This is a genomic window from Curtobacterium sp. NPDC087080, from assembly GCF_044745105.1.
Taxonomy (GTDB): Bacteria; Actinomycetota; Actinomycetes; order Actinomycetales; family Microbacteriaceae; genus Curtobacterium.
In genome coordinates this window covers 432,872-448,370 of sequence record NZ_JBIUZP010000004.1, presented here as the reverse complement: position 1 = coordinate 448,370, position 15,499 = coordinate 432,872, and the positions used below count along the sequence as shown (strand labels likewise).

Annotated in this window: 17 protein-coding genes; 5 read left to right on the top strand and 12 right to left on the bottom strand. The window is 72.1% G+C overall.

Annotated features, from left to right (window positions below; all coding sequences use genetic code 11):
• Positions 1-19: 19 nt before the first annotated feature.
• Entirely contained in the window at positions 20-526 is a 507-nt protein-coding gene (locus ACIPEQ_RS13760) for a hypothetical protein (protein ID WP_402715594.1), read from the bottom strand.
• A 105-nt stretch (positions 527-631) separates the two neighbouring features.
• Between ACIPEQ_RS13760 and ACIPEQ_RS13755 the strand changes: the two genes are divergently transcribed.
• A complete protein-coding gene (locus ACIPEQ_RS13755) occupies positions 632-1,597 on the top strand; it encodes an NAD(P)H-quinone oxidoreductase (protein WP_402715593.1) in 966 nt (321 codons plus the stop codon).
• A gap of 70 nt (positions 1,598-1,667) precedes the next feature.
• On the opposite strand, the gene ACIPEQ_RS13750 is transcribed toward ACIPEQ_RS13755, so the two are convergent.
• The 7 genes from ACIPEQ_RS13750 to ACIPEQ_RS13720 form a co-directional block, all read right to left on the bottom strand.
• Complete coding sequence (locus tag ACIPEQ_RS13750; RefSeq protein ID WP_402715592.1) at positions 1,668-3,134, bottom strand: ricin-type beta-trefoil lectin domain protein; 1,467 nt, start codon at positions 3,132-3,134, stop codon at positions 1,668-1,670.
• Between the two features lie 32 nt (positions 3,135-3,166).
• Positions 3,167-3,907, bottom strand: a complete 741-nt coding sequence (locus tag ACIPEQ_RS13745) for an amino acid ABC transporter ATP-binding protein (protein WP_126892000.1) — start codon at positions 3,905-3,907, stop codon at positions 3,167-3,169.
• Positions 3,904-4,782 (bottom strand): amino acid ABC transporter permease, encoded by an 879-nt coding sequence (locus ACIPEQ_RS13740; RefSeq protein WP_250367976.1) that lies wholly within the window; start codon positions 4,780-4,782, stop codon positions 3,904-3,906. Before ACIPEQ_RS13740 ends, ACIPEQ_RS13745 begins: the two co-directional genes overlap by 4 nt.
• Before the next feature lie 4 nt (positions 4,783-4,786).
• Positions 4,787-5,608, bottom strand: coding sequence for an ABC transporter substrate-binding protein (locus ACIPEQ_RS13735; RefSeq protein ID WP_402715591.1), 822 nt, complete (start codon positions 5,606-5,608; stop codon positions 4,787-4,789).
• An 82-nt stretch (positions 5,609-5,690) separates the two neighbouring features.
• Positions 5,691-6,206: a cupin domain-containing protein gene (locus ACIPEQ_RS13730; protein ID WP_402715590.1), complete on the bottom strand. Its 516-nt coding sequence runs from the start codon at positions 6,204-6,206 to the stop codon at positions 5,691-5,693.
• The gene (locus tag ACIPEQ_RS13725) at positions 6,203-7,660 is read right to left on the bottom strand and encodes an amidohydrolase family protein (protein WP_402715589.1); all 1,458 of its coding nucleotides are present in this window, start codon (positions 7,658-7,660) and stop codon (positions 6,203-6,205) included. The genes ACIPEQ_RS13730 and ACIPEQ_RS13725 overlap by 4 nt, the downstream gene beginning before the upstream one ends.
• Positions 7,657-9,357, bottom strand: a complete 1,701-nt coding sequence (locus tag ACIPEQ_RS13720; protein WP_402715588.1) for an adenosylhomocysteinase — start codon at positions 9,355-9,357, stop codon at positions 7,657-7,659. The genes ACIPEQ_RS13725 and ACIPEQ_RS13720 overlap by 4 nt, the downstream gene beginning before the upstream one ends.
• Before the next feature lie 91 nt (positions 9,358-9,448).
• Here ACIPEQ_RS13720 and ACIPEQ_RS13715 point away from each other — a divergent pair, with 91 nt between their 5' ends.
• From ACIPEQ_RS13715 to ACIPEQ_RS13705, 3 genes are all read left to right on the top strand, one after another.
• On the top strand, positions 9,449-9,712 hold the full coding sequence (locus tag ACIPEQ_RS13715) for a glutaredoxin family protein (RefSeq protein WP_058749273.1): 264 nt from the start codon (positions 9,449-9,451) through the stop codon (positions 9,710-9,712).
• A 125-nt stretch (positions 9,713-9,837) separates the two neighbouring features.
• A complete protein-coding gene (locus ACIPEQ_RS13710) occupies positions 9,838-10,113 on the top strand; it encodes a GlsB/YeaQ/YmgE family stress response membrane protein (protein WP_066656492.1) in 276 nt (91 codons plus the stop codon).
• Between the two features lie 163 nt (positions 10,114-10,276).
• A complete protein-coding gene (locus ACIPEQ_RS13705) occupies positions 10,277-10,756 on the top strand; it encodes a hypothetical protein (RefSeq protein ID WP_402715587.1) in 480 nt (159 codons plus the stop codon).
• Positions 10,757-10,834: 78 nt separating this feature from the next.
• Here ACIPEQ_RS13705 and nadE read toward each other — a convergent pair whose 3' ends face one another.
• The 3 genes from nadE to ACIPEQ_RS13690 all read right to left on the bottom strand — a co-directional run bounded on the left by nadE (position 10,835) and on the right by ACIPEQ_RS13690 (position 12,196).
• On the bottom strand, positions 10,835-11,662 hold the full coding sequence (gene nadE, locus ACIPEQ_RS13700) for an ammonia-dependent NAD(+) synthetase (protein WP_250367981.1): 828 nt from the start codon (positions 11,660-11,662) through the stop codon (positions 10,835-10,837).
• A gap of 76 nt (positions 11,663-11,738) precedes the next feature.
• The gene (locus tag ACIPEQ_RS13695; RefSeq protein ID WP_153257448.1) at positions 11,739-11,906 is read right to left on the bottom strand and encodes a hypothetical protein; all 168 of its coding nucleotides are present in this window, start codon (positions 11,904-11,906) and stop codon (positions 11,739-11,741) included.
• Positions 11,907-12,067: 161 nt separating this feature from the next.
• On the bottom strand, positions 12,068-12,196 hold the full coding sequence (locus ACIPEQ_RS13690; protein ID WP_402715586.1) for a hypothetical protein: 129 nt from the start codon (positions 12,194-12,196) through the stop codon (positions 12,068-12,070).
• 387 nt (positions 12,197-12,583) lie between these two features.
• Between ACIPEQ_RS13690 and ACIPEQ_RS13685 the strand changes: the two genes are divergently transcribed.
• On the top strand, positions 12,584-13,720 hold the full coding sequence (locus tag ACIPEQ_RS13685) for an AI-2E family transporter (protein ID WP_402715585.1): 1,137 nt from the start codon (positions 12,584-12,586) through the stop codon (positions 13,718-13,720).
• 306 nt (positions 13,721-14,026) lie between these two features.
• Here ACIPEQ_RS13685 and argG read toward each other — a convergent pair whose 3' ends face one another.
• On the bottom strand, positions 14,027-15,466 hold the full coding sequence (gene argG / locus ACIPEQ_RS13680) for an argininosuccinate synthase (RefSeq protein ID WP_402715584.1): 1,440 nt from the start codon (positions 15,464-15,466) through the stop codon (positions 14,027-14,029).
• Between the last annotated feature and the right edge of the window lie 33 nt (positions 15,467-15,499).

The window sequence follows — 15,499 nt, the reverse complement described above, 5'->3', positions numbered from 1 at the left end:
CGTCGTCGTGCGCGTCCGGCTAGGACAGCGGGCAGACCGTGCGGAAGTCGTTGCTCGCGGTCTCGAGCCCCTGCACGGACGCCGAGAACGCCGTCGTGTCGGCCGAAGCCGGGTCCTGGGTGATCGCCTCGACCTGGGTGAGCAGGTCGCGGTACGCGGCCTGGAAGGCCTCCGCCTTGGGCTTGACCTCGGCGTTCTGCACCGACGAGACCCCCTCGGCCACGGACTGGTCGAGCTCGTCCAGCTTCGCCAGCGCGGCCGCCGGGTCCGCCTGCAACTCGGTCGACTGCTCCTGCAGGTCCTTCGCGGCGTCCTCGACCTTCGACTGGAACACGGTGCACGCCGCTTCCTTGGTCTGCGACGCGGCCTTCGGCGTCGCAGACCCCGGCGCGGCGCTCGCCGAGCTCGCCGACGGACCAGCCGCGGCGCCGTCGTCGTCCGAGGCCCCCGAGCCTCCGGCCGAGCAGCCGGCGAGCAGTGCGACGGCGAGCGCCGCGGTCGCGACGGCGATGGTCTTCCTGGGCATGTGTGTCCCCCTGTCCACGTCCGCGCTCCCGGACGGGCGCGGATCCGCTCCGACGCTACAGGTCGACCGTGCAGGGTGCCGCCGGGTCCGGCGTAGCGTCGAGGCATGCAGGCGATCACGGCACACGACGGCGGACTCCGACTCGACGAGCACCCGGAACCGGTGGCGGGCCCCGGCGAGGTCCTCGTCGAGGTGGCGGCGGCCGGGGTGAACAACGCCGACCTGCAGCAGGTCGCGGGCAACTACCCGCCGCCGCCCGGGGCGTCCGAGGTGCTCGGGCTCGAGGTCTCCGGCACGGTCCGCGCGCTCGGTGACGGCGTCGACGGGTTCGCGGTGGGCGACCGGGTGTGCGCGCTGCTCTCCGGCGGAGGCTACGCGACACTCGTGGCCGTGCCCGCGGCGCAGGTGCTGCCCGTGCCCGCCGGGGTGGACCTGGTCGAGGCCGCGGGGCTGCCCGAAGCGGCCTGCACCGTGTACTCGAACGTGGGGATGATCGCGGGACTCCGACCCGGGCAGACCCTGCTCGTGCACGGCGGCACGGGCGGGATGGGCTCGCACGCCGTGGTGTGGGCGAAGGCGCTCGGCGCGCGGGTGATCGCGACGAGCGGTGGGGAGCGGAAGGTCCGCGCGTCCCGGGAGCTCGGGGCCGATCTGGTGGTGGACCACCGCACGGAGGACTTCGTCGAGCGGGCTCTCGACTTCACCGACGGCCGCGGGGTCGACGTCGTGCTGGACGTCGTCGGGGCGGACTACCTGGCGAAGCACCTCGAGGTGCTCGCGCCGAACGGGCACATCGCCGTGATCGCGGCGGGCAGCGGGCAGAAGGGCGAACTCGACTTCGGCGCGATGATGCCGAAGCGCGCGACCATCAGCGCCACCACGCTCCGTGCCCGGCCGCTCGACGAGAAGGCCGCGATCGTCGCCGCCGTCCGCGAGCACGTCTGGCCGCTCGTGGCCGACGGCAGCGTCCGACCGGTCGTCGACTCGGTGCTGCCGCTGGCCGAGGCAGCGGAGGCACACCGCCGGGTCCGCGACGGCGAGGTCATCGGCAAGGTGCTGCTCGCCGTCTAGCCCCGCGCAGCGCCAGCGTGCGCGACACCTCCGCAAGACGTGGCCCGACGGTCGGCGTCGCAACTGTCGATCACGTCCAGCGCGTTGCCGTGGCACAGTCGCCCAGCACGGACCCTGTGTCATCTGCCGTCAGGCAGAGACCGCTCCGCACGTTCTGGAGTGCGCCGTTCGACATGGGACGCCAGCCCTGGTTCGAGCCGCCGTTGCACGACCAGACCGTGACCGCCGCCCCGACTGTCGCCCCGTTCGCGTCGAGACAGACTCCGGCGGTGCGCAGGCTGTCGTCGGCGCCGGCCTTCCAGTGCTGGTTCTCCCCGTCGGTGCACGACCAGAGGCCGACCGGCGCCCCGTTCCGAGCTGCGTGGTCGAACCGGTCGAGGCAGCGCTCGTCGGAGTGCATGACCTCGAGGGGTTCACCCGGCACACCGAAGCGTGTCGCCGCGTCGCAGTCCTGCAGCGTGAGGCCGGGCGTCGCCGGGGAGCCGGCAGAGAGCGACGTCGATGCGCAGAGCCCACTCCGCACGCTCGTGATGCGGCCGTCAACGATCGCCCACTGCTGGTTCGTACCACCGTTGCAGGTCCACAGTGTGACTGCCGAGCCCACGGTCGTCCCGTTCGCGTCGAGGCACTTGTACAGCGAGTGCAGCGACCCGTCCTTCGCGTGCACCCAGTTCTGGTTCGCGCCCCCGTTGCAGTCCCACAAGTCGACCTTCGACGCGTTCACCGAGCCGCCCTGGACGTCGAGACAACGACCCGCCGGCTCCGTGATGCGTCCGCCGAACGAGTTCCCGAGCCCGTTCTCCTGCACCGTCTCGTTCCCCTGCGCCGTGACGGCGGTCCAGGATGCGCACGTTCCGCTGGTGTGCGTGGAGGTCCGTGCCGCCGGTCGACCACCGGAGGCCACCGGGTTCGTCACCGTCATCTTCGAGTAGGCCTCGTCCTCACAGCGTGCCTGGCTCGAGTTCCAGTCGAAGTACTCGGTCCAGCTCCCGATGTGGGACTCGACCTGGTTGTGGGCAGTGGTCTGTACGCTCCCGAGCAGGTGGTGACGACCGGTCGTGAGGTCGTCGATCGATCCGGTCGCCCGACCATCGGCGTCGATCGAGAAGGTGGTCCGGTAGCGGTGTCCGATCTCCGGACGGAGGCCTTCGATACGGCAGCTCTGTCCGGAGCCGTCCTCGGCGAAGGTGATGCACTCGGCTTCTGGGCCCGGGACGCCGTCCGTCGAGTCCCAGATGCTCATCAGGAACAGACCGGACCCGTTCTTGAAGGTCTGCATCCCGATGTATCCGCCGGCAGTCTTGGTGAGACCGAACTGCGTGGACCAGTAGGCGTTCGCGTCCCCGGGGCTGACGTCGAGCTGTTGTTCCTGCGTGAAGCCGCTCGTTGGTCCATCGAAGTCGTAGTCGACGTAACTTCCCGGAGTCTGGCCGCCAGCAGAAGCTGACTGCGCCACGGCGGGGAGCGCCAGCACGGTCAGGAACGCCGCTGCTCCGAGGGCACAGATCCGGACGAACGAGTATCTGGTATTTCGCACGGAGCGAGCATACGGGAAGGCAGCCGGGCGGGTCAGGCGTGGACGCGGGACAGGAACTCGACGAGCGCCGGGTGCTGCGGTCGGTCGAGCACGTCGGCCGGTGCGCCCTGCTCGACCACCTCGCCGCGGTGCAGGAACACGATGCGGTCGGCGACGTTCCGCGCGAAGGACATCTCGTGCGTCGTCATCAGGATCGTGGCGCCCTGCTCCTTGAGCTCACGGACGAGGTCGAGAACCTCGCCGACGAGCTGCGGGTCGAGGGCACTCGTCACCTCGTCGAGCAGGAGCAGCTCCGGCGAGGTCGCGATCGCCCGGACGACGGCGACGCGCTGCTGCTGCCCACCGGAGAGCCGGTCCGGGTACGCGTCGGCGAACTCGGCGAGGCCGATGCGCTCGAGCAGCCGACGGGCGGTGGCCTCGGCCTCGCCCCGTGCGATGCCGTGCACCCGTCGGGACGCGAGCGTGACGTTGTCGAGCACACGCATGTGCGGGAACAGGTTGAACTGCTGGAACACCACGCCGATCCGGGCGCGGGTGGCGTCGACGTCGGTGCGCGGGTCGGCGATGTCCGTCCCCTGGAGCAGGATCTCGCCGTCGTCGATGCCCTCGAGCAGGTTCACCGTCTTGAGCAGCGTCGACTTGCCGGAACCGGAGGCCCCGATGACGCAGATGACCTCGTGGCGGTGCACGGTCAGGTCGATCCCCCGCAGGACCTCGTGCTCGCCGAACGTCTTGCGCAGTCCGCGCAGTTCCAGGACCACCGACTCGCTCACACCGTCCCTCCGATCTGCTCGCGACGCTGCTGCCGTCGCGCGATGGCGTCCGTCACCCGGATGAGCGGGAGGCTGATCACGACGAACAGCAGCCCCGCGACGAGGTACGGCGTGAAGTTGTAGGTCTCGGCCTGTGCGATCTGGGCGCTCCGCACCGCGTCGACGGCGCCGAGGATCGACACCAGGCCGACGTCCTTCTGCATCGAGACGAAGTCGTTCATGAGCGCCGGGGTGACCTTGCGGATCGCCTGCGGCAGCACGACCAGCCGCAGCGTCCCGGCGTGGGACAGGCCGAGCGACCGGGCGGCCAGTCGCTGGGACGGGTGCACGGCCTCCATGCCGGCCCGCAGCACCTCGGCGACGTAGGACGAGTAGGTCAGCACGATCGCGATGGTGCCCCAGACCTCCGGGGGCTGCCGCGGGAAGATGCCGAGCCCGGGGATGCCGAAGCCGACCAGGTACAGCACGATGATGAGCGGCAGCCCGCGGAACAGGTCGGTGTACGCGGTGGCGAGCATCCTCAGCGGGAAGAACACCGGGTTCCGCAGGCCGCGCACGACCGCCAGCAGGGTCCCGAGCACCGCGACGCCGATCGCGCTGAAGAACAGGATCCGGATGTTCAACCAGAGCCCGAGCAGGACGGCCGGGAAGGTGTCGATCGCGGTCTGCGGGTCGAAGAACGACTGCTGCACCGCAGCCCAGCCCGGGGTGTTCACGACGCCGAGCCAGACGACCGCGATCACGACGAGGGTCGAGACGACCGAGACGACGACCGAGCGGCGGCCGCGCTGCCGACGGTAGAGCCGGCGTTCCAGCTCGACCTGGCTCGGCGCCGGGGCGGTCACCGGGGCGCCGGCACCTGCTGGGGCGGTCACCGGGTCACTTCAGGACGGGGGTGTTCGTCTCCGAGGAGAGCCACTTCGTCTGCAGGTCGGCGAGCGTGCCGTCGCGCTCCAGGGCCTTGAGTGCCTCGTCGACCTTGCTCGTCAGCGCGGAGCCCTTCGGCAGCACGAAGCCGAACTGGTCGCCGGAGCCGTCCTCGGGGAACTGCGCCGACACCGTGCCGTCGTCGAGCTGCGCGGCGGACATGTAGAACGCGGTCGGCAGGTCGGTCACGATGGCGTCGATCTGACCCGACTTGAGCGCCAGCACGGCGTCGTCGTTCGAGTTGAACACCTGCGGGGTGACGCCGAGCACGTCCTTCACGGAGCTGATGCTCGTGGAGCCGGACGCGACGCCGATGGTGTCCCCCTGCAGCGCGGCGACGGTGGTGTCCTTCGCGGCCTTCGAGTCCTTCGTCGTCACGACGGCCTGCGTGGTCGTGTAGTACGGCGTGGACATGTCGACGGCCTTCTTGCGCTTCGCGTCGATCGAGAACTGCTGGACGTTGAGGTCCCAGTCCTTCGGGCCGGGGGCGATGGCGCTGTCGAAGGTGCTGCGCTTCCAGACGACGTCGCCCTTCGCGTAGCCCATCTCCTTCGCGACGGCGTAGGCCACGGCGGACTCGAAGCCCTTGCCGGACTGCGGGTCGTCGTCCTCGACCCACGGCGAGTACGCCGGTTGACCGGTCGCGATCGTGAGCTTGCCGTCGGTGACGGTGCCGTCGCTCCCGGTGTTGCCACCGGCGGAGCAGGCGGCGAGCGCGAGGGCGGCGGCCGCGGCGGTGGCGACGGCGAGGGAGAGACGGCGGGTGCGGGTCACGGGGTGGCCTTCGTCAGGAGGGTCGGGGGCAGTCGCAGTGTACTTCGGACTGGGATACCAGCGCGAAGCGGATGAACGCTCGCTACTCGGGAGCGGAAGCGCCGTCCGCCATCGTGAAGTCGTCGAACGAGAAGCCCGGCGAGACCATGCAGCTGAGGAGCGCCTCGCCGTCCCCGGGCAGCGTGCGCTGCCAGACGCCGCCGCGCACGAAGGCCTGGGCGTCGTGCAGCCGGTGTCGTCCGGCGTCCGGGCCGAGGGTGATGCGGTCGCCGGGCTCCGGACGGTCGCCGGACCCGCCGAGCTCGAGCACGACGGTGTCCGGCCCGTGCCACATCCAGATCTCGTCGCTCGTCACGCGGTGCCAGGCCGAGGCCTCGCCCGGGGGCAGCAGGAAGTGGATCAGGGTCGCGGCGGGGCGATCGCCCGCCGGGGTCTCGACGGTCGAGGGCGAAGTCCACGTGCGGACGTACCAGCCGCCCTCGGGGTGCGGCTCCATGCCGAGGGCGGCCGCGCGCTGCGGGACGTCGAGCCACTCGACCAGGTCGCCGCCGACCGTGCGGCGGGCGACCATGCCGGGGCGGGGTGCGGTGTCGGTCATCGTTCCTCCTGGGGACGGACGGGGTCGGGGACGGCAGCCGGCGCAGGCACGCCAGCAGGAGCAGGCACGCCAGCGGGAGCACGGACGCCAGCGGGCGCGAGCGCGGGGACGGCAGCGGGCGCCGCCGGGTGCACGGTGCCGTCGGTGGCGCGCACGACGCCGCGGATCACCGTCGCGACGATGCGGCCGGCCCCGTCCTCGACGAGCTCGGCGAGCGCATCGGGCACGGTCCGCGCGTCGACGTCGAACACGGCCAGGTCGGCACGTGCCCCGACGGCCAGGTGTCCGACGCGGTCGGGCCCGACGGCGAGACCCATCGCGTGGGCGCCGCCGAGCGTCGCCGCTGCGAGCAGCCGCTCGTGCAGGTCCCGGTGCCCGTAGCCCTGGGCCCGGGCGATCCGGTGCAGCGCCGTGACGTCGGCCATCGGGTCGAGGGACGGCGACGACGACAGCGAGTCGGTGCCGATCGCGATCGGACTGCCCTCGCGCAGGTAGTCCGCGACGGGCGGTGGGTCGAGGCCGATGACGGCGTTCGACCGCGGGCAGAGTGCGACCGCGGTGCCGCGCGCCCGCAACAGCGCCCGGTCCGAGGCCGTGACGTAGACGCCGTGCGCGATGTGGCAGTCGGGTCCGAGCACCCCCAGACGGTCGACGAACGCGGTGGCGCTGGCGCCGAACCCGAGCGCGCGCATGGCCCGGAAGGACGGCACGTTCGCCAGGTGCCAGTCCGCGGTGTGCCCGATGCCGTCGACCCCTTCGAGCCCGGGGACCGGCCCGAGCGCGACCCGCTCCCCCTCGAACGCCGCCTCGCCCAGGTGCAGGTGCAGGCGGAGCCCCCGCTGGCGGACGATGTCCGGCAGTTCCAACAGGGGTGCCACGTCGAGGGAGTACGGCGCGTGCGGCGACAGCCCGGCTCCGGGCGTGGTCGGGATGCGGGCGAGCTCGTCGAGCACCTGGGCGCGCCCGTGGGACTCCCACGCCGCGTTCTCCCAGTCCATGACCTCCCAGTAGGCGATGCCGCCGAGGCCGTGCTGCTGCAGGACGTCGGCTGCCTCGATGTCGGTCACCACGTCCGCGATGCTCGTGACGCCCGCCGCGATCGACGCGAGGGCACCCGCGGACGCCTCCGCGCGCCAGTCGTGCGGGAGCGCGTAGTCCACGTTGAACGCGGCCGCCCAGTCCTCGAACCCCGCGTACTGCCGCTGGCCGACACCGGACATGCCGGTGTACTGCAGGTGCGTGTGGGCGTTGACGAGACCCGGCAGGAGGGCACCCCTCCAGCGACGCTCCGTCCACGTCCGTCCGGCGGCGTCGAGCTGGTCGACCACCCAGGACCGGTCGCCGACGTGCAGGATCCGTCCGTCCTGCACCGCGACCGCCCCGTCGGCGATCGGCGGCGCCGTCATCGGCACGACGACGCGCGCCGAGTGCACCACGACCGACGTGGCCGTCACCGGGGCGTCCCGAAGCGGTGCGTCCGGACATCCGGCTCGCGGTCGGCGGGCTGCTCGGCGATCCGACCGGGAGGCGCGACCCGGCTCCCCCACGCGGCGAGCGCGACGCGGGCGGTCGCCTCGTCCACCGACGGGTCGACCGGCACGACGGCGCGCGGGAGCTCGTCACCCCGCTCGAGCAGCATCCGCAGGGCGCCGAGCTGCACCGCGAAGGACAGGTCCATGATCTCGACGGGGTTGCCCTCGGCGGCGCTCGTGTTCACCCCGCTGCCCCCGGCGAGGACGAGCACGTGGTGGCCGTCCGGCCAGGTCAGGCGCTCCACGTGCTGCGCCACGGTCGTCCGGACCGCGCCGGCGCCGTCCGCGACGGTCAGGGCGACCTCGTCGTCGACACCACCGGCGACCGACACCACCGCTCCGGCGGCGCAGGCCCGCAGGACCTCGTGGTCCACGGTGTCCGCGACCCCGGTGGCGCTCACCACGAGGTCGGCATCGCGGACCGCGTCGACGAGCGGTGCGACCGCGTGCCCGGCGAAGCGCGCCTGCAGGGCGCGGACCGGGTCGACCTCGGCGACCGTGACCCGGAAGCCGAGCGCGACGAGGACCTGGGCGACCCCCTCGCCGACGGGACCGAAGCCGGCGACGACCGCCGAGCCTCCCGGCCGGGCCCGGTGCGCGCCGGACGGCAGCGCGTCGACCAGGTCGAGGGTCGCGAACACCGTCGACTGACCGGTTCCGAACCGGTTGTCGAAGCACGTCTTGGTACGGGCGTCGTTCACGGCGACCACCGGGATGCCGAGCGCTCCGCGGTCGGCCATGAGGCGGAGGGGCCGGAGGCCGCTCGTCGTCTCCTCAGCAGCGCCGAGCATCGTCGGCAGCAGCTCCGGCCACTCCTGGTGCGCCAGGCGGATCAGGTGCGAGCCGTCGTCGAGGAGCACGTGCGGACGGGAGTCGAGCATCGTGAGGGCGAGGCGGTGCTGCTCGGCGAGCGACGCGGTGCTGTCCGCGTGGACCGGCAACCCGGCACGGCGGAGCACGTCGGCGACCGCGTCGTCGGTCTCGTCGGCGTGGGCGTACACGACGACGTCGGCACCCGCGTCGCGCAGGAGCAGGCTGAGCACGGCGGTCTTCGGCTCGAGGACCATCGCGACGCCGACCCTGGTGCCGCGGAGCAGTCCGCCGTCGCGGAGTCCCGCGGCGATCGTGCGGGCGACCGGCATGTGCCGGCGAGCCCAGCGGATGCGCGCCTCGGCGGCCGGGTCGTCCTCCGGTTCCCGTCCGGTGGACACGAGGAAGACGTCGTCGGAGAGCGTCGGGACGGCGAGCACTCCGGGGCGGGCTAGGGTGACCGGGCCGAAGGCGTCCTCGTCGACCGCGGGGACGTACCGGCCGGCGTCCACCACCACGAGGGTGCTGCCGCGTGGGCGGTCCGCCTCGCGTTCGACGGCGACCGTCGACTCCTCCGGGTCGCCGAGGCACCAGAGCTGGTCGACCGGTCCGGGATCAGCGGCGTCCCGGCCCGTGGTGGTGCGTGCGCCGAGCCCGGTGAGCAGCGCGACGAGCGCGGCGGCGTCGCGGGGGTCACCGCCGAGCACGCGGACGGTCCGGCCGGCGACGAGCAGGTTGGTCGCCGCGGCGAAGCGGCGGACGGCCGCGGAGGCCCAGGCGGCCCGCTCGGGGTCGGGTCGCTGCGGCATGGGGCCATCGTAGGGGGCACGAGGGTCGGCCTGGTGTCGGCGACGGCGGACCGCGGGAATGTCCGGCTGCCGTCGGACGTACTGTGAGGACATGACTGATGCGACGTTCGACAAGGTGACCATGTTCGGCGCGGACTGGTGCCGCGACTGCCGACGGTCGAAGGCGCTCCTCGACCGGCTCGGGGTCGACTACGACTACGTGGACGTCGAGGCCGACCTCTCCGCAGCCGACCGTGCCGAGGCGATCAGCGGCCGCAAGAACATCCCCGTCGTGGTGCTGCCGAACGGCAAGCACTTCGTCGAGCCCTCGGACGCCGAACTGCAGGCCGAGCTCGAGGCCACCGGGGCGGTCTGACCGGCAGCCGAGGCTGTGCCTCCACGCAGGCTGTGAACACGCTGGGGAAGACCGGAGTTCAATCGGGGCCGACCACGACCGCGGACACCCCCGGACCACGGCGGGTCTGACACAAGGAGGACACCGTGCTCGGTCTCATCATCAGCCTCATCATCATCGGCCTCATCGCCGGCGCCCTCGCCCGGCTCATCATCCCCGGCAAGCAGCACATGTCGATCCTCATGACGATCGTGCTCGGCATCATCGGCTCGTTCGTCGGCGGCTTCCTCGGCTTCCTGATCTTCCAGCACGACCCGATGGACGGCTTCTTCCAGCCGGCCGGCATCATCGGCTCCATCATCGGTGCCGTCATCGTGCTGTTCCTCTACACCCGCTTCGCCGGTCGGGGCGCGCGCCGCTGATCGCCGCGGCGTTCCGCTGACCGACGCGGGGGCGCCGGGTACGGACTCGAACGACCCTGGACCGGGACGGTCCGGGGTCGTTCGTCGTTCCGGGACGTCCACGAGGAACCGGGGGGACAGCGGGCTGACGGTCGCACACCGGCCGGGGCGTAGCGTCCCCGCCATGACCGACGAGAACGAACGCCCCCGTCCCGAGGACGACGCCGCACGGCTCGGACTCGTCATCGTCGGCGAGGCCGCCGCCCTGCAGTCCGGGGACGACGCCTCGCTCGACGCCAGCGAGGAGAACATCCGCGAGACCGTCGACAGCATGGTCGACGAGCCGCTCACGCCCCGGCAGGAGGAGATCGTCGAGCGGCTCGCAGCGGCCGGCGGAACGCTCACGGCCGGGTTGAGCGGGGCACTCGCTGCGAAGACGGGCGGCAAGGTCGAGGACGTGCTCGAGGGCGCAGCACGCAGTGTCGTCTGGCAGCAGCGACTGGCGGCCGAGCGCGAGGCGCTGCAGGGTCAGCCGCAGGAGTCGGCGGACGGCGGAGCGGTCACGGACCCCCGCGACGACCGCCGGGACGACCGCAGCGACGACACCCGCGAGGACGCCGGCACCCAACAGCGACGCAACGACGACGGGCGCGACCGGGGCTGATCCCACCGGGACACGACGGGAGGCGCGGTGCAGGTCGGACCTGCACCGCCTCCCGTCGTGTGGTTCCGTGGAGCGCGCCTACGCGCCCTGCTGCCACCAGCTGTCGAAGGGCGTCGCGGGCACGCGACGCTTGTGCTCGGTCGCGCGGTACCGAGCCTCGATCGCCTCGGCGACATCGTCCGGCACGTCGTGCCCCTGCAGGTACGCGTCGATCTCGACGTAGGTGAGCCCGAGGTTCGCCTCGTCCGTCTGCCCGGGCAGGTCGTCGAGCAGGTCGGCGGTCGGCGCCTTCTCGTACAGGCGTGCCGGCGCACCGAGGTGCTCGAGGAGCTGCCGCCCCTGGCTCTTCGTGAGTCCGGTCAGGGGCGTGAGGTCGACGCCGCCGTCGCCGTACTTGGTGAAGAAGCCCGTCACGGCCTCGGCCGCGTGGTCGGTACCGACGACCAGCAGCCCACGCTGTCCGGCCACGGCGTACTGCGCGACCATCCGCATGCGCGCCTTGACGTTGCCCTTCACGAAGTCGCTCAGCGCGACGCCGGAGGCCGAGGTGTCCTGCACCACGCCGTCGACACCGTGCTCGATGTTCACGACGATGCCCGGGTCGGCCGCGATGAACTGCAGGGCCAGCTGCGCGTCGTCCTCGTCCGCCTGCACGCGGTACGGCATCCGGACGGTGACGAACTCGGCCTCGCGGCCCTCGGCGCGCAGGGACTCGACCGCGAGCTGGGTGAGTCGCCCCGCGAGCGTCGAGTCCTGGCCGCCGCTGACCGCGAGGACGTAGCCCTTCGCGCCGGTCGTGGTCAGGTAGTCGCGCAGGAACGCGACGCGGCGGGCGACCTCCTGCTCGGGGTCGATGGTCGGCCGGACGTCGAGGTCCGCGGCGATGGTGGCTTGGAGTTCACGCACGCCTCGATTATCGCGCTGGTCCTGCGCGCAGGACCGGATTCACCGGGAGCACGCGGCTGGCGTTCACCCGCTGGACTCAGGCGACCGTGGGCGTGGTGGGGTGCCGGATGGTGTTGTCGTGGTCGGCGCCGATCGCGCACGTGCAGACCACGCGCAGCATCTCGTCGGTCCGGGTGAGCCGGAAGCGTTCGACGTGCGGCGGGCCGACGTGGCGGTCGAACGGATGGGTGTCGTGGTCGTGCACGTCGGGTCCTCCCTGATCCGGGGTCCCGCTGGTGAGACGGGACGGGGCACCGAGCCCTTGCGGAGGATCATGCACGCAGGTGCGCCGCGCCGCGAGTCCCCCGTCCGGGGGACCGCGGCGGGCCTGGCCGTCACGTCAGACCTGGCGGCCGGTCCGCCGCGTCAGACCTGCTCGCCGAGGAAGTCCGCGTACGAAGGCTCGTCGTGCTCGGCACCCGCGGGCACCGCGGCGTCCGAGGTGCCCCCGACGCGGTCGGCGATCAGCTCGGCGACCTCCTCGGGGGAGCGCATGCCGTGACGGTGCCAGTCCTCGGTCGGGCGGGGCGTCACGAGAGGACCTGCAGGGTCGTGGTGGCGAAGGTCGAGACAGGGGTGCGGGTGTGCCCCGCCGGGAAGTCGAGGTGCGTGGAGCACGGGTACGTGGCGGTCATGAGGACCAGCCCTTCATCGAGGTGTTGCTCACCTCGGATCCGACCGGGTCGTCCCGCTGTGCCAGACCTCGCAGACCGCGAGGGCATCGTGACGACGGGACCCTGTGAGTGAACCCGGTGAGACCAGCGTAGAAGCGAGGTCGGAGCGCGTCCAGGTCGATGCGCTTAGCGGCGTCCCCGGACGTCATCGGCCGCGGGTCGGCTGCGTCGGTAGCGTGGAGGCTCCGCACCACCACCGAGGAGCCCCATGCCCCTGTTCGGCAACCACACCACCCCCGCAGACGCGACATCGGGTCCACTCACCCGCAAGTGGACGGACGGGTTCGGGAGTCTGGCGACCCGGTGCCTGCAGGTGGTCATCGTGCTCGTGATCGCGATCGGCATCGTCTACGCCGCCGCGACCCTGAGCGTCGTGACGATCCCGGTGCTCCTCGCCCTGATCATCGCCTCCGCCATGCACCCGGTCGTGTCCTGGCTCCGTCGCCACAAGGTGCCGTCGGTGCTCGCGACCCTCGCGGTCCTGCTCGGCGTCCTCGTGGTCCTCGGCCTGGTCGGGTCGCTCATCGTCGTCGCCGTGATCGCCCAGTGGCCCGACCTGCAGAAGTCCGCGATCAGCGGGTTCCAGCAGCTGCAGGACACCGTCGACCACCTGCCGTTCTCGATCTCCGACCAGCAGGTCGACCAGGTCGTCGACGGCGTGCAGGGCTTCCTGACCAGCTCGCAGTTCGGCTCCGGCGCCCTGGCCGGGGCGTCGGCCACGGCGAACTTCCTGACCGGGCTCGTCCTGATGATCGTGGTGCTGTTCTTCTTCCTCAAGGACGGCCCGGCGATCTGGGAGTTCCTCCTCCGTCCCTTCACCGGGGCCCGGTACGAGCGCGCCCGACGCGTCGGCGACCGGGTCGTGCAGACCCTCGGCGGGTACGTCCGCGGCACGGCGAGCGTCGCGGCGGTGGACGCCGTCGGCATCGGTGTCGGTCTGGCGATCGTCGGTGTGCCGCTCGCACTCCCCCTCGCCGTCGTCGTGTTCATCACCGCGTTCATCCCGATCGTCGGTGCCACCGCCGCGGGCATCCTCGCCGCGCTCGTCGCCCTCGTCGCGAACGGCCCCGTGGCCGCGCTCATCGTGGTCGGCATCGTGGTGCTCGTGAACCAGCTCGAGGGCAACCTGCTGCAGCCGGTGCTGATGGGCAAGACGCTCAAGCTGCACGGCCTGGTGATCCTCATCGGCCTGACCGCGGGCACGGTGCTCGCGGGCATCACCGGCGCGATCATCTCCGTGCCGCTCCTGGCCGCGGCGTGGGGCGCCGTGCAGGTGTGGGGCGGGCCGGACCTGCCCGCGGAACCGTGGCGGCAGAAGCGTCCGGAGACCGCCGAGCGGCGGTAGACGCCCCCACGGGACGCAACGGGAGGCGCGGTGCCGGACGGTACCGCGCCTCCCGTCCGTCGTGTGGGCCCGCCGGCGTCGCGGGTCGGCTGCTCCGTCGGCGCGCCGTCCGCGACGCGACGCGCGTCGACCGACGCGCGGGATGTCGCACGATGCGCACGCACCCGATGCGCGTGCACGAGCCGACGTCACACGCGTCGATCGACGCGCGCGGTGTCGTGCCGTGCGCCCGCACCGGCCGCCCGGACGACGAACGGGAGCCCCCGCGCGCAGCAGGGGCTCCCGTTCGTGTCGGTGCGGTGTGGGTCAGTCGGTCCCGGAGTCGAACGCGGCGCCCTCGGACGCGGCGTCCGTCGCGCGGCCGAGTGCCTCGTCCTCGCTGGAGACGACGGCCCCACCGAGGATCTCCTCGGCCTCGCCCGCCTGCAGCTGCCCGACGAGCTCGCCCGTCGCCCCGCCGATGAGCCCCGCGGCGGCGTACTGCTCGAGTCGCGAGCGCGAGTCCGCGATGTCGAGGTTGCGCATCGTGAGCTGCCCGATGCGGTCGTCCGGGCCGAACGCTGCGTCGCCGACGCGCTCCATCGAGAGCTTGTCCGGGTGGTACGACAGCGCCGGACCCGTGGTGTCGAGGATCGTGTAGTCGTCGCCGCGACGCAGGCGGAGCGTGACCTCGCCGGTGACGGCGGAGGCGACCCAGCGCTGCAGCGACTCGCGGAGCATGAGCGACTGCGGGTCGAGCCAGCGGCCCTCGTACATGAGGCGACCGAGGCGGCGACCCTCGTTGTGGTACGCCGCGACCGTGTCCTCGTTGTGGATCGCGTTGAGCAGACGCTCGTAGGCGACGTGGAGCAGGGCCATGCCCGGCGCCTCGTAGATGCCGCGGCTCTTCGCCTCGATGATGCGGTTCTCGATCTGGTCCGAGGCGCCGAGGCCGTGACGGCCACCGATGGCGTTCGCCTCGTACACGAGCGCGACGGCGTCGGCGTACTCGACGCCGTTGATCGCGACCGGACGACCGGCCTCGAAGCGGACCGAGACCTCTTCGGTGGCGACCTCGACGTCGTCACGCCAGGCAGCGACGCCCATGATCGGCTCGACGATGTCCAGGCCGCTCGAGAGCTCCTCGAGGCTCTTCGCCTCGTGCGTGGCACCCCAGATGTTCGCGTCGGTCGAGTACGCCTTCTCGGTGGAGTCGCGGTACGGGAAGCCCCGGGCGACGAGCCACTCGCTCATCTCCTTGCGGCCGCCGAGCTCCTCGACGAACTCGGTGTCGAGCCACGGCTTGTAGACGCGCAGGCGCGGGTTCGCCATCAGGCCGTAGCGGTAGAACCGCTCGATGTCGTTGCCCTTGTAGGTGGAGCCGTCGCCCCAGATGTCGACGCCGTCCTCGCGCATCGCGCGGACGAGCATCGTGCCCGTGACGGCGCGGCCGAGCGGCGTCGTGTTGAAGTAGGTCTTGCCACCGGAGCGGATGTGGAAGGCGCCGGTCTGCAGGGCCACGAGGCCCTCTTCGACCAGGGCGCTCTTCGCGTCCACGATGCGGGCGATCTCGGCGCCGTACTCCTTCGCGCGGCCCGGGACGGCGTCGATGTCCGGCTCGTCGTACTGGCCGATGTCGGCCGTGTACGTGCAGGGCACCGCTCCCTTCTCGCGCATCCAGGCGACCGCGCAGGAGGTGTCGAGACCTCCGGAGAACGCGATGCCGACTCGTTCGCCGACGGGGAGACTGCTCAGGACCTTGGACACGGGGTCAATCGTACGGGGAGTCCAGTCGGTACA